Below are 20,755 nucleotides of genomic sequence, written 5' to 3'. Positions count from 1 at the left end.
TTTGTCAGATATAAAAAAAGCGCTCTTCGAGAGCGCTTTTGGAATCAGGTACTTTATTTTGCTAGTACTTAACTTCGTAACCTAGGTAAATACGACGACCTGGCGCAAAGTAGTAGCGAGAGTTGTTACGCTCAGCTTGAGTGTATGGCGTCATGTACTTCTCGTTAAGTAGGTTCTCTACCGCCACGTTGATCGTACCAACTGGTAGATCGTAGTAGGCGCCCATGTTCATTAGGAAGAAGCTTTCGACAGCGTAACCTGCACCGCTGGTGATCTCGTCTGACTTATCACGAGCACCTGAATACAGAAGGTTCAGGTTATAGCGACCGTAGTCTTGCGTGTCATACAGGAAGCTAGAGGTGATCTTAATCGGCGCAATACGAGTACCGTCGAGTGGTTGCCATTCGCTGTCTCCGTCCAGCTTACGCTCACCCTCTTGCCAAGAAACAGTATTGTCGTTTCGTAGGTTTGGCATGATGTCGAAGCCTAATGTCGCCTCCACCCCCCAAACGCGCTCAGGTGCTCGAGTGCTTTCTAGGCGGTTGTTGGTTTCATCGTAGTTCAGTGTTGAACCCAGATCTGATGAACTGTAGAAGCCTGCTAGAGAGTAATCAGCAAGACCCACTACACCACGAAAACCAACTTCGTAGTTATCCGTTTTGATTGGTTGAATCGCGCCTTCAACGTTATCGCTATCACCAGTACGTATTGCACGCAATGCTTCATTCGTTGACATACCTTGAGCAAACGAGGCAAAGACTTGATGGTTATCCGTTAAGTAGTGAGTTGCACCAACATTAAATAGGAACTCACTGATATCAGGATTACCACCTTGGACGGCTTTGCCCGCGTTAGCATGGGTGTTGCCTACAATAAAGTCATCCACACCGAGACGTACATACTCATAGCGTACACCGTAAGAAAGTGTCGTATTATCTGTCACTTGGCTGGCAAATTGGCTGAAAGGTGCAATCGCAAATTGTTCAACATCTGGCGTATTGTTGTAGAAACCAACGCTGTTTGGCTGCTTAAAGCTTTGCTGCTCTACGTCCATACCCCACGTGATGTCTGCCCAGCTTACCATGCTCGAGATGTTAAGCTTCATACCGTAACGATCAAAGTCTGTCATGTTATGACCGTAGTACGTTTGACCTTCTGTCGGAGAGCCTGGGACATTGTCTTTCATTGCGAGCGTAAAGGTCTCGGTATCTTGAGTCATCCAGTAACCCGTGACATCTAGCATACCCCACGCGAAACCAATATCTTGATAACGCAACTGGTAATTCGCAAAAGTACGCTTAACATTATTTGGCTGAGCTGGACCATTCACGCCAACATTACCGGCTACGTTGTTATTGTAACCCGGACCGCAATGTACAGCTTCTGCAGGAGTACCCTCAGCACCGTTACCACCTGTCGCACACCATCCATCGTTATCTTCCATGCGGCGAACACCGAAGTTAAATGTCAGTGAGCGCTCAGCATCGAAATCTCGGTTCCAAACACCATTGAGGTTAATATTGTCCATGTCATCAGCGTTATTCACTGATGGAAGACGGTTACCACTTGCGTCGTAGCTACCGCCACGCTGATCATAACCAAGGCCGATACGCCACTGGTCAGTGTCGTTACCACCTTGCGCTTCTTGGTACACATTCCAACTTAGTGAATCACTGCCAAATTCTTGGAAGTTAGTACCCACTTTGGTGCGGTACTGAGTTTCACCTGCTTCCGGACGCTTAGTGATCACGTTAATGATACCGCCCTGCGCACCTAGACCGTATACCGCACTACCACCACGAATAACCTCGATACGCTCAACGTTTTGCGGATCGATAGAAGAAAGCTCTTGTCCAAAGTCTAGGAAACTGTTGTTTTGTGATACGCCATCGATCATAAGAAGAACACGACGACCACGGATCTGGTTTTGACCTTTGCTACTCAGATTACCGTGTACTGAGGTACCCATACCCGGAACTAGCATAGATAGCGCTTCGTTGATGTTACGGCTCTGGTCCATAACTCGACTTAGCTGCTCTTTCTCGATTACTGTTACCGAACGAGGCACGTCGCTGAGTTTCTGTTGCGAACGGCTTGCCGTTACAACCATGGTTTCATCTGTGTTTGCAGTTTCTGATGCATATAGAGAAGGTGCAGCCAGAGCTAACACACTGCCAATAGCTAGACTTAGGTTGGAGATTTTCACAATACTACCCGTAATGTTTATAAAAATTCGCGACACATTCCCAGAAGCTATCAAACCCAATTGAGTCTTATTATTATTTGTCTGAGAATTAGAAGCGTGCTAGTCTAGCAGCTTCTCTATTAATGTAAATATCAATGATAACCATTCTTATTCTGAATGTTTTTTAGCCAACTTTTTCGAATTGCTACTCTTCTTGTCGCAGCACTCTCAATTTCCAGCTTTGCCAGCACTGAACTCATCGATGATGGGGGCAGGCGCATTGTATCGTCGGGAGAAAATGTTTCGTCGGAGCAAAAAGCTCCTAGAGTCGCCAGTATTTCTACGTTTGGTGCGGAGTTATCGTTAGCGCTCGGTATCCAGCCAGTCGCTGTCTCAGCTTACCCAACCACGTTTCCAACCTATCTGCGTTCGTTAGAATCTGTTCAGTCTTTGGGCTCGCGTGCCCGCACTAGCTTTCAAGCGCTATATAACTCGAAGCCTACCATTGTGCTTGGGCTCGAGCGCATGATTTCACCTTACTATCAACGTTATGCGGAAATCGCTCCGACATACGGCTTCGACCTGATAACCCTCGAAGATAGTCTGCGAGCCGTCGAGGTGGGTTCGGCAGCATTAGGTCAGCATGAACAAGGTAAGCTCATCAACCAGTGCTTTTTGAGAACGCTCGATAACATGAAACAGCAGATCATCGAGAGTAAGGGAGACAAGCCATTAACTGGTATGTTCCTTACCAGCGCAGGTGTGACGCCTAGAGCTTACTACTCTGATTTTATGACGGTATCTTTGATGGAAGGTCTAAACATCCAGGCGGCAAATGGTGCCTCACCTTACTCAGCAAAAACACCGTTTTCTGGGCAAGTGGGCCTTGAATGGTTAATGAAGCTCGACCCTGACGTGATCTTTATGTACGACAGTGCTAATCCGCAGTTCACCCGATCTAAGGTGTGGAAAAACCTAAGTGCTGTTAAAAATCAACGTGTCTACCGCGTGGATATGACGTGGCGTGAAGCCGAGGGACCTTATTCAAGGCTATGGGTCGCCATGGACATTGCACATAAAACCTACCCTGAGCTATTTCCCGCACCGACGCTTGCAAAGGTTGAGGAGGCACTATGCCTAGCACATTAACCTCAGGTTCAACGCAGGTCCAAGAAAGCGCAACGGCAGCGTATTGGAAACTACTCGTATCGGTTGTAGGATTTTTCCTCATTACGCTCTGGTCATTGACCGACGGCATTTATCAGTATTCAATTTCTGATCTCTGGACGTTTCTCACCACCGCGAGTACATCAAGTGAATACCTAGTGTTTTGGGAGCTCAGACTACCACGCACACTCATTGCCATTATTGGCGGAGCGTCTTTGGCTATCGCGGGTCATCTAATGCAAGACATTGTAAAGAACCCGCTAGCATCCCCCAACCTGACAGGAGTTATGTCGGGCGCCTCGCTGGCAGTCCTAATTGCAATGATGTACGCCCTACCATTACCTATGATCGCATGGGGGGTTATCGGTGGTTTCATTGGTGGCATCACGACCCTGTCCATCAGTTGGAAGCAAGGGGTCACACCGGCTCGTCTAGCATTAGCGGGCATCTCGGTGAGCGCTTTCTGTCAGGCCGCAGTAACTTATATCTTGCTTTCTGATCGTGTTGATAGTGAGTCTTTATTTTTCTGGTTAACCGGCAGCAACGCGGGCGCAAACTGGAACGTGCTTTGGCCTCTCGTGATGGCATTTGTGCCTATTTCAATCTTGCTTCTAATTTGCCAGCGTCAGCTAGGGTACCTACTTCTAGACGATACTGTAGCACGCAGTGTCGGTGTCGCTATCAACCACTATCGACTGGCGTTTGGATTACTGGCGGTGATACTCACGGCCGCGTCTGTTGGTGCATTTGGCCCGGTTGGATTCGTTGGGCTCGTCGCGCCACACATTGCTCGTATGCTAAGAGGAAACATTGTTATTTCTGCCGTCATCGGCGCTAGCCTGCTCACCGTTGCCGACTACTTCTCTAGAACGTTATTGTCTCCGCTAGAAATCCCAATTGGAGTGCTCACCGCAGCGATGGGGGCTCCGTGGTTTCTGTATCTAATCATCAACCGAGCAAGGGTGTGACTATGACAAGCCATACGAAAAAATCAGGAGTTATCGCGTTAAGTTCACTAGCTCTGATTATCACCCTGATGATTGTGATGATCCCAAAGGCTCACTGGCAAGCAGGTCACGCCTTCTGGAGTCACGGAACCTATCATCCTTTTTGGTCAATCACCGTACCGAGAATTTTGCTTGCGCTGATGGCAGGTTTGATGCTCGCGGTATCGGGATACTTGCTGCAAACCACGCTTAAAAACCCACTTGCTGATAGCGGCATATTAGGTGTCAATGCTGGGGCTTCTTTTGGAGCTGTTTGCGCGCTGCTACTGCCTAGCTGGTTTGGTTGGAGTATCAGTACAGAAAGTGCGCTCGTGTCTTTCTCTATGTTGGGAGGGCTGCTGGCAACATTGCCAATACTCGTGATAAGCCAACTCGCTGGCGCTTCGTTAACGCTCCTCACTGGCGTGGCGATGACGGCGATTATCGGTGCACTTAGCTCTGCGCTAATCTTTACTATCGGTCAAGGCAAAACCGATCTCGCACTACAGTGGATGGCAGGCGGATTGTACGGGCGTGGCTGGGAGCAAATCGGTTATTTATTGCCTTGGTTTATTGCTACGTTGGTTTTCGTTGCTCTTGTCTTCGTACCGCTAAAATGGGTTCGCTATGATGACAGTGTACTTCGTGGTATTGGCATCAAAGGTCCGAAACTTCGCATGTTACTGCTCGTTGGTACCGCATTGATTACGGCGCCTGCGGTATCGGCCGTTGGTCCTATTGGCTTCGTTGGTCTTGTTATCCCTCATATGGCAAGAATGCTCACCAACAACGAACCATTACACTCACTGCTTACCACTATGCTGCTCGGCAGCGTCTTTCTTGCAAGCTCTGATTGGCTTGCAAGAACCCTACTCTTTCCCACGGAGATCCCTGCTGGCGTGATTACCGCATTGTGCGGCGTGCCCTTCTTCCTGTTTCTATTAAGGAGAAACTCATAATGTCAGAACTTCTCGCATCTACTCAGGTGAATAGCAGCACTGCGACACTTGCGGGTAAAGGGTTGGTGTCAGGGTACCAAAATACTCTGATTCTCAATGGTGTCGATATTGAGCTAAAAGAAGGTAAAGTCACGTCATTTATCGGACCCAATGGCTGCGGTAAGAGCACACTGATGAAAACCTTGACTGGTTCTATAAAAGCGCGCTCTGGTGAGGTCAGCTTTTTAGGAAAACCGTTAAGCGATTGGAAGCTTAAACAGCTAGCCAAACACATCGCAATATTGCCGCAGCATCCAGCAGCACCCGAGGGAGTATTGGTCGAGCAACTCGTCGCTCTAGGGCGAGTTGCACACAAAAAGTGGTATCAAGGTAATAGCGAACGTGACAAACAGGTAGTGTCAGAATCTCTCGCATCGGTTGGACTCGCAGGTTACGAGCAACGCGTCGTCAGCACGCTATCTGGTGGTGAACGTCAGCGTGTATGGCTCGCAATGTGTCTAGCACAAGAAGCAAAGTGGTTACTGCTCGATGAACCGACGAGCTATCTTGATCTTGGCCACCAGCTAGAGCTTCTCGAGCTATTGCAAAGACTCAACAAGGAGCGCGGTCTCACTATCGTTTACGTACTCCATGAGTTGAGCCAAGCGGCCCAATTCTGTGATGAGCTCGTCCTGATGAAAAAAGGACAGATTCTCAAGCAAGGTTCACCGTTAGACGTATTGACCGAACACACACTCAAAACTGTGTTTAAAGTTGAAGGGTCGATGCAAATTATCGACGATAAAGTGTTTTGCCTGCCAAAAGCATTTGTTAGAGAGGACAGTTAATGAGTTCTGTTACCCAATCGACTCCGATTGATGTCGAAAAAGCGATGTTAAGCTTTCAGCTCACTCTAAAACAAACCTATCCAATCTTGAGTGGCGCACCGAAATCACTTAAAGGTATGCAGAGTCTACTCAATCAACACGAGCCTTTTTTCCGCCTCTCTATTGAAGACTCGCCTTCGGGAGTACCAGCAACGGCTTGGTTTGACCGTGATTTTTCCAGCGCAGTGACTGCATTTAGTGAGTTTATGCAGACCAAGAAGCCGTTCGCAGCGCCTATCTGGCAAAAAACGCTCAATGCCTGCCTGTTTACGTCTTTAATTGGCTTGAGACTGAGGTTTAACTGCGTGCCAGATCTCTCATTTGAAGATCTACATATAGAAACCGGGGACGATCATCGTGTATCAAAATTGTCTATACCCGCTGACACCAATGTATTCGTGCTTGCAACCCAATCAGATATTGCTAACTCCATTCCGGTGTCTAGCCATGACACATTAGATAGAAAGCTCGCAGAGGTCATTGAGCGCTTGGGTGAGGCGATGCAGCCGCACTTCAAATCTCAGAAAGTCGCAACGAAGTTATTTTGGGGAAATGCACTTTATGCGTGTGGGCTAGCATACTCAAAGCTCTTTAACCACCCCATAGATACACAGGTCACCAACGCTGATTTGTTCATCCAGAACCAATGGTTTCAATCGTTGAGTAACCAAGTACAAAACAAAGGCGGCGAGTTAAATGAAATCAAGAAAGTTGAGTTCAAAGGCTTTCAAAAGTGGTTTGTGCGTCGCGAGACTTGCTGCTTAAAGTATAAGATTGATGGCAAAGCAAAATGCACAACATGCAACCTTATCGAGCCAGGTGAACAGATTGGTTTGGTGCAAACAGCGCTTAAACACACCCTTTCACAAGGCTAACTGCGGACTACTTAACTTTTACTATGACTATCTCCCACAAAGACTATTACAAGATCGCCCTGCCCTTTATTATTTCGACCGTCACTCAGCCACTGCTTGGCGCGGTAGACACTGCCGTCATTGGTCAGCTAGGTATTGCTGAGCTGATTGCTGGTGTTGCCGTCGGTACGGTGATTATGAATACCTTGTATTGGTTGTTTGGCTTCTTTCGTGTCAGCACGACGGGTCAAAGTGCTATGGCACTCGGAAGAGGTGATCAAAGCCTTCTAGCAAGCAGCCTGATGAGACCGTTTGCACTCGCCGCCTCTGTTGGACTGGTGTTTATCGTCCTACAATCATTGCTCTGGCAAGGTTCCCTTTGGATCATCGAACCCGAAGCCGATGTGGCGCAGCAAGCTGAGCTCTACTTTTCTATTCTTATCTTTGGTGCTCCGTTTGTCTTACTCAACTACACCGTTATCGGCTGGTTGATGGGTCAAGCGAAAGCGAAAGAAACACTCTACACCCAAGTCTTTGGCAACGTTCTTAATATCGTGCTTGATGCTGTATTTGTACTCTATTTTGACCTTGGCGTCGCCGGGGTTGCCTACGCGAGCTTGATCGCTCAAATAGTGATGTTCGCCATTGGTATCAGTTTGGTGCTCAGAACAGCTGGAGTATCGTTGTCATCGCTGATGGTAGCTTCAAAGATGTCCAAAAGCGATCTCGCGACCATCGTCTCATCAAACACAGATCTGCTGCTGCGAACAGTTTGCTTGCTCACTTTCTTCAACCTGATGGCACGAACGGGTGCTCAGCTTGGCACAGACACACTAGCGACTAACGCTATCCTTATGCAGATTACCTTTATCGTCAGCTACCTTTTTGACGGCGTGGCAAATGCATCGAGTGTCTTTGCAGGAAAGGCGGTCGGTGAGAAAAACCCATCCATGCTTGATCGCGTTTTGAAGCTCAACTTCCAGTGGACGGCGGGTTTAATAGTTCTGCTCACACTTGTCGTTGCTCTATTTCAGAATCAATGGGTTTACCTATTTACAAGCCTCAAGACCATCGTCAGCTTGTACCAGGAAATGACGCCATGGCTACTCGTGTTCCCTCTTGTGGCAGGTTTCGGCTTGACCGTATACGGCATATTTACCGGAACAGGAACGACAAGACCCGTTCGAGATTCAAGCATTGCGACACTCATTGTGTTCCTTGTCGTGCAGGCATTCAGCGTCGATTTATGGGGAAATCATGGACTTTGGCTTGCCTTTACCCTGTTCTACTGTGGTCGTATTGGCTTCTTATATCCATTCATAGGTCAAGTGAAAAACAAGTGTATAGAAGTTGATCCAGCCCACGCTATCCATGCACTAGAAAAATAGCTAAACACTGTCATTCGAGCGCTCATTAAGAGCGCTTTTTGGTTATTGTTAAAGACCACTTTAAGGCCACATCAGGCAAAATCAGCTCTCGATCACACTTCTAAAAACACTTGCAAAGTGGTACGATTGTTACGTTATAACATCAGTCATTAGAGCCACTCCGTGAACGCCCCAATCCTTACAGTCAACCAGCTTTCAATCCAGTCAAAAGAACGCATCTTGTTCCAAGATATTCAGTTCGACATTAGTGCAGGTGAAATGCTTGCAGTAATGGGACCTTCTGGCATTGGTAAGTCTATGTTGTCAAAGGCGATTGCAGGGTTCACCCCAGACTCAATGTCCGTCTCGGGCGATATTTTCTTGGCAGGCGCTAACGTCAGTAATGTGTCTCTCATAGAGCGAGCACCAGAACAGCGCCCAGCGTTTATTTTCCAAGATGCTCTGCAGGCTCTGAATCCTCTTGTAACGGTTGAAGCTCAGTTGACGCTGGCACATACCGGTTGGCGCACCAAGCCCAAAGCAGATGACCGAAGCACTATCTTCGCACTACTCACGCGACTTGGCTTCTCTGACCCTTCAGCAATCCTCAAGCTTTATCCAAGCCAACTATCTGGCGGTCAAAGACAGCGGATCTGCATCGCAATCGGGCTGCTAAGTAAAGCGTCTCTATTGATTGCGGACGAACCAACGAGTGCTCTAGACCCGGTAACGGAACAAGAGATCCTTACTCTAATCCGAGAGAGTGTAAGAAACACCAACATGGCAGGCATTCTGATCACGCACGATCTCCATAGCGCATTGGAGTGCGACAAAATGGTGGTGATTGATGAAGGCAGAGTCATTGCCTACGGTGAACCTCGCCATGCGCTCGAATGTAGCGAACACGATTTTTGCCAATCTTTAAGAGGACTGATTTGATGCCAGTTATTTCCTCGGGACAGGCTGTTTCTTTAGAACAAGCCATGCACGCAGATAACGCTGCAGCATCAAGTGTACTGTTTGAAGACGTAAGTGTGCACCACTACTCAATGCCCAAATGGTTGGGTGGTAAGCCTTTTAAAGCACTCGATAAAGTGTCACTCAAGGTTGCAGAGCGCAGTGTGGCGATTGTCGGCCCTTCGGGTGCAGGCAAATCCACAATGATTGAACTCTTGTTTGGATTACGCGCGCCACAAGAAGGTCGCATTAAGGTATTGGGACACAAGCTGCCTATCACATCTGGCAAAGAGCGTCTTGCGCTGTGTAAGCAAATCCAGCTGATCCCGCAGGAGCCACATACTAGCCTCAACCCGTATTACACTGTTGCTCAAGTGTTGATTGAACCACTGGAAAGCCTAGGTATTGAGGGCAACCACCAGCAAAAAGCCCAGAGAGCATTGGAAGAAGTTGGGCTTCGACCAGAGCTATTGGCCCTAACGCCAAGTCAACTCTCTACAGGTCAAGCGCAGCGCGTCGCGATTGCCAGGGCACTCATCGTTGAGCCTGAATTACTGGTTGCCGATGAACCCACCAGCAGCCTGGACCCGGTTAATCGCCAGCGTCTTATTGATCTGCTGAACACACTCAAGCAACAAAAAGCGCTTAAACTCATTTTAGTCACGCACGACCTCGGCGCAGCCAGTGCATTGTGCGATGACATTGTGGTCTTAGACCAAGGGCAAGTAGTGGAGCATGATTGTGCAACTCGCATTATGAACTCCCCGAGTCACTCAACAACCAAGGCGTTAATCCACGCCCAGTCGCTGACTTCGGCGGCCAATAAACATAACACCAACTCACAAACACAATAGAGAACCCTCACCATGCGTTTCCATTCCATTAAATTAGCCTGTGCGCTTGCTTTAGCTTTGCCATTAACGGGCTGTTTTGATTCTAAAGAAGAAGCTCAAAATACAGCAACCGACACAGCGGTAAAGTCTGAGATTCGTGTTGCCATGATGCAGCCACCACGCACGGGTCTATCGCCACTTTCAGACGATGCTTTCAAGCTTTCTCGTTGGAGCACGGCGGAAACGCTTATCAACCTAACGCCTAAATCAGAGGCAGAGCCAATGCTCGCTACTGCATGGGAACAAGTTGATCCATTAACTTGGCACTTTACGATTCGTGAAGGCGTTAAATTCCACGACGGCTCAATGCTAGATGCTAATGCAGTGGTAAACTCACTTCAGAAAGCACTCGATGCCGCGCCAAAGCCGCGTATTCTTGATGGCATCGACCTTGAAGTGACCGCATTAGATGCAAGCCACGTTAAGATCAAAACGACCTTCAACGACCCACTGCTTCCGAGCCGACTATCAAGCCCTCAATTGGCGATTCTAGCTACCAGCGCGTATCAAGATAACGGCCGCGTCATCCCAACCGGTGCAGGTACTGGTCCATTCGAACTAGTGGAAATCAATGGCACCACCAGCGCAAAACTAGAGCGCTTCGACGGCTACTGGGGCGAGAAAGCTAAGATTGAAACGGTTATCGCAGAATACGTACCAAACGGCTTTGCTCGCGCTGCAGCGCTTCGCACTGGTACGGCTGACGTTGTAGAAGCCGTTCCTGTATCCCAAATCGCGACACTGGATGAAAACCTACTCCACGAAGTCGCGATGCCGCGCACCAACACCCTTTACCTCAACAACAAGTCTGAAGTATTCAGTCAGCTTGAGCTTCGCAAAGTAGCGGCGGCTGCCGTTGACCGCGAGCAGATCATCCGTACCGTTTACGAAAACCATGCCGATATCGCAGAAGGCCTTCTAGGTCCTGCTCTCGCTTGGGCTGCGCCAATCCGTCCAGAAGCAGCAGCTCTCGAAGAAGGTAAAAAGGCCAACGGTGAGAAAATCGTTATCGGTACCTTTACTGACCGTGCAGAGCTACCAGAAGTTGCAGCACTACTTAAGCAGCAGCTAGAAGCAGCAGGTTTCCAAGTTGAGCTTGATATCCGCGAGTACGCGCAAATCGAAAACGATGCACTTTCTGGCAAGTTCGATGCGTTCATCCTGTCACGTGCGACAGTACTAGACTCGGGTGACCCAGTGGCTTACATGCAAAGTGACTTTGGTTGTGAAGGTTCATTCAACCTCGGTCAGTTCTGTTCTGAAACCGTAGATGAAGCACTGACTCACGCCGATCTGCAACCTCTAGGTGAACCACGCCAGAAGGCTATCATTGCAGCTGAGCAAAAAATCCTTGCGGAGTTCGCTGCGATCCCGCTGCTTCATGAGCGTGTGGTTCAAGGTGAAAGTGCACGCGTAACAGATGCGGTTCGTGACCCGAGTGAGCGCCGTCTGATCGACGCACAAACTAAGGTTAACTAAGCGCAATGATGTCTGCTGGTGCACCTAGAGTGTCACTAAACGCGATCGCCCCATGGCTATCGCGTTTAGCGTCACTTATTGTCGTAGTCATTCTTGTAGGTTTGATGCCAGATATTGCTGGCATCGACCCAAGCCAATCTATCCTTCGAGCACGTGCTGGTCAGCAACATATGCTGACGCCCGAAGCACTTGCAGCGGTCAGGGAGGATCTTCAGCTCGACCGCTCGGCCACAGAAAGGCTGCTTGATTGGTTAGGTGACGCCTTTCACGGCGACTTAGGGGTGTCTTGGATTGATGGCACATCGGTCTCAGAGGGCATTCAGCAGACATTGTCTACCTCTCTTTTCTTGATGTCACTCGCACTCGGGCTGACGTTTTTTCTATGCGGTATTGGATTACTGCATACGCTCTATCGATGGAAGGCCAACAAACTCACTCAAACTCACAGCAGTTTAAGTACGGTGCTGATATCGCTGCCAGAGTATGTCATCGCCTCGGTGCTGATACTGGTTTTCTCCATCTGGCTGGGTCTATTTCCACCTTATGGTTGGCAGAGCTGGCAAGATATTTGGCTACCAAGCCTAGCGCTGGCATTACCTGCCAGTGGTTTATTTAGCCGACTTCTCAGAGACAGCTTGCAACGCGTTCTTAACGAACCTTGGGTCATTACTTGGCTGAGCGCGAATGTGAGCCCAAACCAAATCCTAAGATTTGCGGTGAAACGAGCCATTAGCAGCTTGATACCGCAGATCTCGATGATCATGATAGGCCTAACAGGCGGCGCAGTTGCGGTAGAGCAGATCTTCTCTATTCCCGGGATTGGCCGACTCATTCTTGGCGCCGCTAAAGCGCAAGATTTGCCAATGCTACAAGGTGGACTGCTAGTACTACTATTGATCTCGATCTTTATTAGTAGTGTCGGACTACTTATCCAGCAATGGATTCTTGGACATAGCTTAAAAAGTGGCAAGTTGATCAGCAGCCACACTACGTTCTCGTTTACTTCAAGTAAGGGCAAGCGCCTCACCGCTTACTCCATTTTTTCCGTTCTATTTCTGGTAGTCGCTTGGTCGCTGATTCGAGACCCATATACTAGTCAATACGTCAGATTAGCGGCACCGAGCCTTGAAGCGCCGCTTGGCGCAGACGGTATCGGCCGAGACTTAATGGCACGTATTGGCGCAGGCATGCTATCGACATTCAAAGAAGGCTTCATCGCAACCTTATTAAGCTTGCTCGTTGGTATCATCTTGGGCTTCAACACCAGAATAAGCCAAGGTCTTATCGAGATTACTAAAGGCGTGCCGTACATTATTGCCGGTCTGTTAGTTGCGGGTTTAACTGGGATGCATCCGAGTAGCGCAATGATCGCTATCGTCTTTGTCTCTTGGGCACCGCTTGCAGCTCACTGCTCAAGCCTCATTGCCGAAGCCAAAGCCCAACCATACACCCACTTAGCGCCAATCTGGGGAACGGGCCGCGTTAAGGTGCTAAGACATTACATTCTGCCTTATGTTATGCCACCACTATTAAGGCACGCATTGCTAAGATTACCCGTGATCACCCTAAGCCTCACTGCGCTGAGCTTTATTGGTCTGGGTGCTAAGCCACCTTCACCAGAGTGGGGGTTGATGATTGCGGAGAATTTACCGTATATCGAACGAGCTCCACTTGGCGTAATGGGACCGATAGCAGGTCTCGTTTTGATGGGTGTGGCGATCAATTTGTTGTTCGATGATTAAGCTGTCCATGATCCGAATCAAAGTGTAAATATGCCGCCTTGATTACTATCTGGCAAAACAAAATTCTAAGAAGCAATGCAATGAACAACAATCACACACAGATTACCCTTGAGATGGTAGATTGCGCGATAGCAAAGGTGGAAACGGCCAATCACGTTTCCCTTGAAAGCCTGAAAGCTTTGCTAAGCACTCAACCAGAACAAACGATCGAGATGTTTGGTGCAATGAACGCGCTTGAGTCGCTTGATGACAAGTACAAGCAACTTATGACCAAATACCCACAGATGCTTGAGAACGCTCAGCATGTGTTGGAGACATCGGTTTTGCTGGGTTGATAACCCGCACAGACAAAACGTATTTTAAAACCGCTTAGTTAGCGGTTTTTTTGTACCTAGAATTGGAACAGGGGAAACGCCAGTTGCTTGTACATCAGAAGATATCTAGCGCTTCCCCAAATGAGGAATGTCGTCTAAGACGAAACTGATCATAGCAGCATCGGGATATGGGAATGCACGTTCAGTGCAATAACGGTGTAAATTTCCAAACAGTAAGAAGTATTGATAAAATTGAAGGTAATTAGGGCTGAAGGTACCGTTAGAAACAAAAAGACGGTACCCCCAATCAAGTACCGTCCCATCTATCAATCAGAGCTTATATAACGCTCAGAATTTTAAGCAACATCAAGCGTTCTATTGTTAGATTGAATGCTGGCAAGCAAGTCACCCATCTCAAAACCTTTATCTTGGTCAACAGAAATCAGCGTCCCTACTCTCATTGGCAAAGCTCTCTCTGCTAGAGCGGCTAACTCAGGAATATATTCTTCGCCAGGATGTCCCTCTTTACGGAATGGTAGGCGGTCACGGTAACGCTGAGAAACTAGCTCCGGAGATATTTGATTCCAAACTTCAATAACTTGGTCAACGCCGGCTGATTTCAGGTATTGCTCAAGCGTTTCTTTAGGTTGAAAACCAAACCAAGCATCAATCACGTACGTGCAACCATCAGGTGCATCAGAAACAGTATCCCATATTACTTGATATGCCGACTTGCCCATTTCGCGATTAAAGGCTCTATCGATATTGTCATGAATGGCCATGAATGGCTCTTTGATTACATCAATAGAAAGATATGGATGATCAAAGTGAACTGAAATCGCTTTAGCGATTGTGCTCTTTCCTGAAGCGGGTACGCCATTAACTAAAATTACTGTCTTCATAATAAACACAATACCTCTTCTTTAGTTTGAGCCTGCTTGATCTTGTTACGCGTATCGCTGTCAGAGAGCATTTCAAATATCGGTTTCAATCCATGCTCAATATGACTGCGCCCATCTAACGCAGACAGCATAATAATCAGGTCAACTTCTGGACTATCGTTGATTGAAATTGGTTCTTTCAATGTCATCAGACTAAAGCCCATTTTGTTCACGCCATCCTCTGGACGAGCATGTGGCAAAGCAAACATCTCATCCTCAAACACGTAATAAGCGCCAGTTTCTTCCGTTGTTTTCGTTATTGCTCTAAGGTAATCCTCAGAAATAAAATCGTGGTTAATAAGTGGTGTTGCCGCAATTTTAAGGGCATCACGCCAATCTTGAGTTTCAACTTGCAATTGAATTGCGTCGTTTTGTTCTAATAATTGTTTGAGCATTAATTCCTCACCAGATGTACTAAGAGTAGCTAAAGGTCTAGAAGTTACTTCGAGCCATGTTTCTCAGCTCATTCATTCTAGTCAGCGCTTGGTCAACCTGAGAGCGGTATGATGGCGCTTGAGCAAATACTGATGTGGCTTGACTGTATTTAGACATCAGTTGTTGCTGACAGCTTATATTGCTTGGTTCTTTCTCTAGTGCCTGTTCAAGAGTTTGTATCTCATCGTAGAGTGTTTTTGCGGACGTCTCATCGACAGGCTTTTCAGGCTTCTTCCCAAATAAATTAGCAAACAATCCCATAGTTCCTCCTATCGCGCCCCACAAAGGGGCGCGCCTAACATTACTTATTGGAAAAGACGAATCTTTTCAGCAATTACTTCTCGCACAGCTTGTCTAGCAGGAATAAAGAACTTGCGCACCGAATCGTTTACCTTACCTGTCGCAAAAGTGTCTTGGCAGTGCTTAACCCATTGGACATTCATCTCTGTCCCTACATTAACTTTATCCATACCATGGCGGACTACGAAACGCATGTCTTCGTCACTGACGCCCGTTCCACCGTGCAGAACCAATGGTATTTGCGTTTCGTTTGCTAGTTCTTGCAAAAGCTCATGTTGGATGTCGGTTTTTGCAGTGTAAGAGCCGTGGACGGTACCGATACTCACAGCAAGCATGTCAACTTTAGCGTGCTTAACGAAGTAAACGGCTTCCTCAACTGTCGTGAAAGAAATGTCGTTTGCTGCCACGACTTTGCCATCTTCTGCTCCGCCGATCGCTCCAAGTTCAGCTTCCACTGTCACACCTTTTGGTCGAGCATATTCGATGACCAGATTCGTATTTGCGATATTCTCATCGATTGGAAGATGAGATCCATCATACATAACACTACTAAAGCCTTTATCGATGGCTAACTTGATGTCATCAATGTTTGAGCAGTGGTCTAAGTGTAAACACGTTGGGATATCATGCTCTTTTGCCAATGCAACGACTGAGGCAACGAGTAAGTCATATCCGAGGTACTGCGCTGTTCCCGTCGAGATTTGCAGCATTAGCGGCGAATTGGTGTCGATAGCCGCCTCAAAGTAACCAGGTAACATCTCCAAACAGTGTACGTTGAAACTTCCGACTGCATTGAAGCCACGCTCAGCAGCGATACGGTTTAAGTCTGTAAAATTAAGCAGCTTCATTAGTTAGTTCCTCTTTGTGCTCTTTAGCTGAAGATAGGGATTTGTTTACGAACCATGTAATTGCAACTGTGAATGCGATGAAGGTACCAACGAACATCCAGTTACCGTTGAATGCATTACCTAGCAGTAGACCTGTTGAAATAACGTCAGAGTCACTGAATGTCACACCTACGAAACCATAAGTTTCTAGTAGTGGGATTAAGATTGCTGGCAAGAAAGTGATAAATAGGCCGTGTACGACACCACCAATGATTGCGCCTTTACGGCCGCCAAGTGCGTTACCAAAGATACCTGCCGTACCACCAGCGAAGAAGTTGGTAAGAAGACCAGGTAGAATCATCGCTAAGCCAAACATTGGGAACACCAGCATACCGATAACCGAACCAACGGTAGTTGATAGGAAGCCAAGGATGACCGCGTTAGGTGCGTAAGGGAACAACACTGGGCAATCAAGAGCAGGTTTTGCGTTTGGCACCAAGCGCATTGCAATACCTTGGAACGCTGGTACAAGCTCTTGAAGCAACAGGCGTACACCAGAGTAAAGAACAAAGACACCCGCTACAAAAACCATAGCTTGCATGAAAGAGTACATTAGGTAGTTCATACCACCTGAGAACTCTGCAATGTACTCCGGACCTGCTGCAACCGCTGGAATCAAATACATTGGGATCATGACAACTGCCATTGAAAGATAGGTATCGTTCAGGAACGAGAAGCTCTTTGGTAGTTCGATATCTTCTGTAGATTTCGAGCCCTTACCAACCACTTTTGCAACTGCAGCTTGTACCATGTAACCGATAGTACAGAAGTGACCCAAAGCGATGTTGTCGTTACCAGTGATCTTTCTAACAACGGGTTGAGCAATTGCAGGCATAGCAACAGCCATGATACCGCCGAAGATACCACCAGTAAGAACTAAGCTCATGCCTGTAAGACCAGCCTTGTAGCAGATGACCGCTCCGATAGTACTCATCCATAGTAGCGCTTGGCCTGTCAGGAAGATGTATTTCCATGGCGTGAAACGTGCGATGATGATGTTAGTGGAAAAAATCACGATCAAAGTAAGCGCTACTTCAGTACCTAACTGCTGATTTGCTAGACCTGCAATCGCTGCTACATCAGTAATGTAGCCAGTCATTCCAAACCCATTAGTAAATATATTATTTAGGAAGGTCAGCGTTTCAACGATAATATTAATACCAGCCATCATCACCAAGAAACCAAGCATGGTTTTGAATGTGCCTTCAAATATCTTCCCGAAACCTTTCTTTTGTAATATCAGGCCAAGCATTGCAATAAATGCGATAAGTATTGATGCTTGTCCTAATAAGTCTTTCACGATAAATTCAAAAAAAGCGTTCATGTCATTCTCCATGGAATATATTTTGCTTTTATTTAGGGTGTAAAAATCTAGCCCAACCTATATGTAGGGGATGATTGGACTAGTTTTTATCAGGTTAGATCTTTATTATTTATTAAAGAATAGAGAGAGTTTTTCTTCCATTTCAGCACTATCAGTGAATTTTTCAATAGTAATGACTTTCTCTGCTTCTTGAGGTGATGCACTGGATTTAATTGCATCAGCAAATGTGCTTGATGTAATGATGGCATCTGGTTTTAATGCTAATACTTCTGAAACTGTGGTATGGTCTAACTTAAATTTTACACCTAGTTTTTCCAATACAGGTTTTGCAGTCATTTCTAAAGCAAAACTTGAACCCAATCCACAACCACATACACACCATATATTATAAGACATAGATGTCCTCCTGATTCTACATATTAACCTTTCATAACACTGGGTTAGACTATTTTTAATTGTTCGGCCAATTTAAAGAAATGACCGTCTTTATCCACAACCCTGCTTGTCATTGAACCTAAATCGACAGGGATAGGTTTATTACTTGAATTGATGACAATAACCTTGTTGGCCATGCCACTTTGAATACAGCGCACGACTTCCGTTGCAGCAATCGTACCCTGATAAATTTCTTCGGTTGTTGGCTCACCGCTTCTTAAACCAAACCCTAGAGTGGTCTTACGGATTCTCACCCCAATCTTTGGCTCAAGAGCTGCAGAGACTGTGTTTATCGCTCCTTGGAAGCCTGGTTCATACTCCTTTGTGTAGCTTTCAGCGCACAAAATTATGACGCTATTTTGAAGTGCTAGCTTCTCTTGAATGCGCATTGCCAACTCATCGATATCAATTTGATGCTCTGGTATCAAGGCAAAATCAGCATTAGACTTAATTGCAGATTGAAGAGTTAGCTCACCAGAATAAGCACCAAGAACTTCCACCATAAATACGCGATTCGCCAGTGCTCTACCTGTATTTCTTAATTTAGAAACTTCTCTTAATACCTGCTCACAAGCAGTAGAGAAGCCAATTGTAAACTCAGAGCCATCAAGATCATTATCGACCGTCATACCAACGCCAAAGCAATTAACTCCAAATTCACTGAGTTTTGCTAGGAAACGCATAGAACCATCGCCACCAGCACATATTAATGCTCCAACTTTGTCTTTACGTAGCCTATCTGCAATCGACAAGTATTCGTTGTCGTTTAGAAAGCGGCTTGTTCTTCCTGAAGATATAATAGGCATTGAAGACAATGAGTAATCAGCTAAATCTCTAAAGCTTACATCTTTTTTATTACCATTAAGCAGCCCGAGAATTCCACCATTATAAATAACGATGTCCGCATTCGATAATTTAGCGACCTGATATATAAAGTTGTTTATACCAACAGCATCACCGCCGCTCAATACAATTCCAAGTTTCATAGTAGTGCCCCTTTGTTGAGTTTATTATCGGCTACTACAAAAAAACTAACCGTGATCAAGATCGATAAAAGAACCAAATAGAAAGCACCAACCCATTCAACAAGCAGATGCAACGGCCATATTTAGTGACATAAATCACAAACCACCCTTTAATTGTTAAATTATTTAACAATTAAAGGGTGGTTTTTAGAGATCTAAAGCTCATTTCTCTTCGGGGGTGTTAAATTATTGTCACCAGGTCTTATTAATATGGTTTTAGATGAATTTGTGACTGGGATCTTATTAGGGCAATCATCGCTTTTAATCGGAGAACGAAAACATTCTCAATGATTGATAAAATACATTTCTTACTGTAACAATGCGTAACAACAAACCGATGCATGACATATCATTGATGGGGTTAATTGTAGGTAATTTACTATGAATAAAGTATTTCTACATGAGTCGACAAGCGGTCAGTTCGTTTTAATCTGTTGAGCTGAGGCAAAAGTGTCCTCAGCCAAACAGAGGTATATTGCTTTAGCATTGAAAATCAGACGTTATCTAGCGCTCAGTTGTCTCCAGCCCCACTAGCATCAAGTCACCAGCCATTACGCCAGTACTCGCTGTAATGCCAGCAATCAAAACAACGACAGCATATTTGCTCAATAGAATGCCGTAGCCAAGGGTAGTTACGATTCGGTTCATTTGTGTGGTCCTCAAAGTTAAGTGTTTTCACTTTGAACAAAAATACCGAACTTAATTGACCTCGGATGCAACCTAGGTGCATTTACCACTTGTCTCCTCGATAACCAAATCGAGCTAAATAGTGCCAGACTTTTTTTACCTCTTGTTCCTCATAGTTTTGCTCAGTTACCGCCTTTCCCAATAAGGCAGCATCTATAACACCATTGACCGCAATGCGTTTGGCAAGCTCAATGTATTCCTGACCTCGATAGTCTGGAAACTGAGCCATATGTTCTATCGTAAGCACATACCCATCATGCCATTCGACAACAACTCCAAGATCTCGAGCTTGCTGCTCGATTGGCGTTGAACGGTATACTGGGTCGAGTACCAAACTCTCCACATCTTCACAAAGAGAGAGCTCGCCATGGATATGAGCCTCTATATAATCATCAAGGCGATCCACTTGCGCTCGAGTCGCCTTAGCAACGAGATCGCTGAGTCGATCTGAGGTCGCAAAATCTTCAGGATTAAAATAACTGTCTGGGTAACAGAAGGTTGTGCGTTCGAGTACGTGAGGTTTGAGTTTAAAAAAAGCCGAGCCAAACCTTGGGGATGCGCCCATTGGATAATGACGATAGTTTAGCGCACCATACTTGGGCCTCAGGTTATCCGGAGCGCCATCGTAGGCTCCATCAAATACTCTCTCTTCCCACTGCCAACGCTCTCCACCTTTGTAGGCGGTTAATCCACCGTTACTGGTTTGGGTTTCGAACTGAGACTTTAAAACACCAGAATGTGCCATCGCTAAAAGTAGAGGGGTGTTGTCCGCGGTTAATCGGTCAGGGTGGAAGTTGATAGTGACAGTAAACGCGTCCTGTAAGAACGTCCCCTTCGATTTATTGCGGACATTAATAAGGGCTACATCGACTGGGTTACTACTGCTCATGCTTACTCCATCTTATATCTATCGACATTCAGTCTCTGATATTTCTTTAAGCAAAGCAACGGG

The 20,755-nt window shown here is 46.4% G+C and carries 21 protein-coding genes; 11 read left to right on the top strand and 10 right to left on the bottom strand.

The window, feature by feature from the left end; all coding sequences use genetic code 11:
• Window positions 1-61 precede the first annotated feature (61 nt).
• Entirely contained in the window at window positions 62-2,206 is a 2,145-nt protein-coding gene (locus AC6I8Y_RS05195) for a TonB-dependent receptor (RefSeq protein WP_498020963.1), read from the bottom strand.
• A 156-nt stretch (window positions 2,207-2,362) separates the two neighbouring features.
• Here AC6I8Y_RS05195 and AC6I8Y_RS05190 point away from each other — a divergent pair, with 156 nt between their 5' ends.
• The 11 genes from AC6I8Y_RS05190 to AC6I8Y_RS05140 all read left to right on the top strand — a co-directional run bounded on the left by AC6I8Y_RS05190 (window position 2,363) and on the right by AC6I8Y_RS05140 (window position 13,790).
• The gene (locus AC6I8Y_RS05190) at window positions 2,363-3,334 is read left to right on the top strand and encodes an ABC transporter substrate-binding protein (protein ID WP_498020962.1); all 972 of its coding nucleotides are present in this window, start codon (window positions 2,363-2,365) and stop codon (window positions 3,332-3,334) included.
• Entirely contained in the window at window positions 3,319-4,320 is a 1,002-nt protein-coding gene (locus AC6I8Y_RS05185) for a FecCD family ABC transporter permease (RefSeq protein ID WP_252013958.1), read from the top strand. Before AC6I8Y_RS05190 ends, AC6I8Y_RS05185 begins: the two co-directional genes overlap by 16 nt.
• A 2-nt stretch (window positions 4,321-4,322) precedes the next feature.
• Window positions 4,323-5,297, top strand: coding sequence for a FecCD family ABC transporter permease (locus tag AC6I8Y_RS05180; protein WP_498020961.1), 975 nt, complete (start codon window positions 4,323-4,325; stop codon window positions 5,295-5,297).
• Window positions 5,297-6,124, top strand: a complete 828-nt coding sequence (locus AC6I8Y_RS05175) for an ABC transporter ATP-binding protein (RefSeq protein WP_394152645.1) — start codon at window positions 5,297-5,299, stop codon at window positions 6,122-6,124. The genes AC6I8Y_RS05180 and AC6I8Y_RS05175 overlap by 1 nt, the downstream gene beginning before the upstream one ends.
• Window positions 6,124-7,038, top strand: coding sequence for a (2Fe-2S)-binding protein (locus AC6I8Y_RS05170; RefSeq protein ID WP_498020960.1), 915 nt, complete (start codon window positions 6,124-6,126; stop codon window positions 7,036-7,038). The genes AC6I8Y_RS05175 and AC6I8Y_RS05170 overlap by 1 nt, the downstream gene beginning before the upstream one ends.
• A 23-nt stretch (window positions 7,039-7,061) precedes the next feature.
• Window positions 7,062-8,405 carry an MATE family efflux transporter gene (locus tag AC6I8Y_RS05165; RefSeq protein WP_498020959.1) on the top strand — a complete coding sequence of 448 codons (1,344 nt, stop codon included), beginning with the start codon at window positions 7,062-7,064 and terminating at the stop codon, window positions 8,403-8,405.
• A 162-nt stretch (window positions 8,406-8,567) separates the two neighbouring features.
• Window positions 8,568-9,323, top strand: coding sequence for an ATP-binding cassette domain-containing protein (locus AC6I8Y_RS05160; protein WP_498020958.1), 756 nt, complete (start codon window positions 8,568-8,570; stop codon window positions 9,321-9,323).
• A gap of 44 nt (window positions 9,324-9,367) precedes the next feature.
• Window positions 9,368-10,195, top strand: coding sequence for an ABC transporter ATP-binding protein (locus AC6I8Y_RS05155; RefSeq protein WP_498021433.1), 828 nt, complete (start codon window positions 9,368-9,370; stop codon window positions 10,193-10,195).
• 12 nt (window positions 10,196-10,207) lie between these two features.
• Entirely contained in the window at window positions 10,208-11,713 is a 1,506-nt protein-coding gene (locus AC6I8Y_RS05150) for an ABC transporter substrate-binding protein (protein WP_498020956.1), read from the top strand.
• A gap of 5 nt (window positions 11,714-11,718) precedes the next feature.
• Entirely contained in the window at window positions 11,719-13,455 is a 1,737-nt protein-coding gene (locus AC6I8Y_RS05145; protein ID WP_498020955.1) for an ABC transporter permease subunit, read from the top strand.
• A gap of 80 nt (window positions 13,456-13,535) precedes the next feature.
• The gene (locus AC6I8Y_RS05140) at window positions 13,536-13,790 is read left to right on the top strand and encodes a hypothetical protein (RefSeq protein WP_498020954.1); all 255 of its coding nucleotides are present in this window, start codon (window positions 13,536-13,538) and stop codon (window positions 13,788-13,790) included.
• A gap of 335 nt (window positions 13,791-14,125) precedes the next feature.
• Here AC6I8Y_RS05140 and AC6I8Y_RS05135 read toward each other — a convergent pair whose 3' ends face one another.
• The 9 genes from AC6I8Y_RS05135 to AC6I8Y_RS05095 all read right to left on the bottom strand — a co-directional run bounded on the left by AC6I8Y_RS05135 (window position 14,126) and on the right by AC6I8Y_RS05095 (window position 20,692).
• Window positions 14,126-14,671 carry a P-loop nucleotide/nucleoside kinase family protein gene (locus AC6I8Y_RS05135; RefSeq protein ID WP_252013935.1) on the bottom strand — a complete coding sequence of 182 codons (546 nt, stop codon included), beginning with the start codon at window positions 14,669-14,671 and terminating at the stop codon, window positions 14,126-14,128.
• Window positions 14,668-15,105, bottom strand: a complete 438-nt coding sequence (locus AC6I8Y_RS05130; RefSeq protein WP_498020953.1) for a PTS sugar transporter subunit IIA — start codon at window positions 15,103-15,105, stop codon at window positions 14,668-14,670. The genes AC6I8Y_RS05135 and AC6I8Y_RS05130 overlap by 4 nt, the downstream gene beginning before the upstream one ends.
• 37 nt (window positions 15,106-15,142) lie before the next feature.
• Window positions 15,143-15,406 carry a hypothetical protein gene (locus AC6I8Y_RS05125; RefSeq protein ID WP_252013931.1) on the bottom strand — a complete coding sequence of 88 codons (264 nt, stop codon included), beginning with the start codon at window positions 15,404-15,406 and terminating at the stop codon, window positions 15,143-15,145.
• A gap of 44 nt (window positions 15,407-15,450) precedes the next feature.
• Window positions 15,451-16,293, bottom strand: a complete 843-nt coding sequence (locus tag AC6I8Y_RS05120; RefSeq protein ID WP_498020952.1) for a class II fructose-bisphosphate aldolase — start codon at window positions 16,291-16,293, stop codon at window positions 15,451-15,453.
• Complete coding sequence (locus AC6I8Y_RS05115) at window positions 16,280-17,656, bottom strand: PTS sugar transporter subunit IIC (RefSeq protein WP_498020951.1); 1,377 nt, start codon at window positions 17,654-17,656, stop codon at window positions 16,280-16,282. Before AC6I8Y_RS05115 ends, AC6I8Y_RS05120 begins: the two co-directional genes overlap by 14 nt.
• A gap of 105 nt (window positions 17,657-17,761) precedes the next feature.
• Entirely contained in the window at window positions 17,762-18,052 is a 291-nt protein-coding gene (locus AC6I8Y_RS05110; protein WP_252013926.1) for a PTS sugar transporter subunit IIB, read from the bottom strand.
• Window positions 18,053-18,096: 44 nt separating this feature from the next.
• Window positions 18,097-19,077, bottom strand: coding sequence for a 6-phosphofructokinase (locus tag AC6I8Y_RS05105; protein WP_252013924.1), 981 nt, complete (start codon window positions 19,075-19,077; stop codon window positions 18,097-18,099).
• A 543-nt stretch (window positions 19,078-19,620) separates the two neighbouring features.
• Window positions 19,621-19,764, bottom strand: a complete 144-nt coding sequence (locus tag AC6I8Y_RS05100) for a hypothetical protein (protein ID WP_498020950.1) — start codon at window positions 19,762-19,764, stop codon at window positions 19,621-19,623.
• 82 nt (window positions 19,765-19,846) lie between these two features.
• Window positions 19,847-20,692, bottom strand: a complete 846-nt coding sequence (locus AC6I8Y_RS05095) for a DUF3626 domain-containing protein (protein WP_498020949.1) — start codon at window positions 20,690-20,692, stop codon at window positions 19,847-19,849.
• Window positions 20,693-20,755 lie beyond the last annotated feature (63 nt).

The organism is Vibrio sp. KUL78, assembly GCF_059725505.1.
Note: the sequence above shows the minus strand (reverse complement) of the source record. Positions and strands in the feature narration are given on the sequence as shown.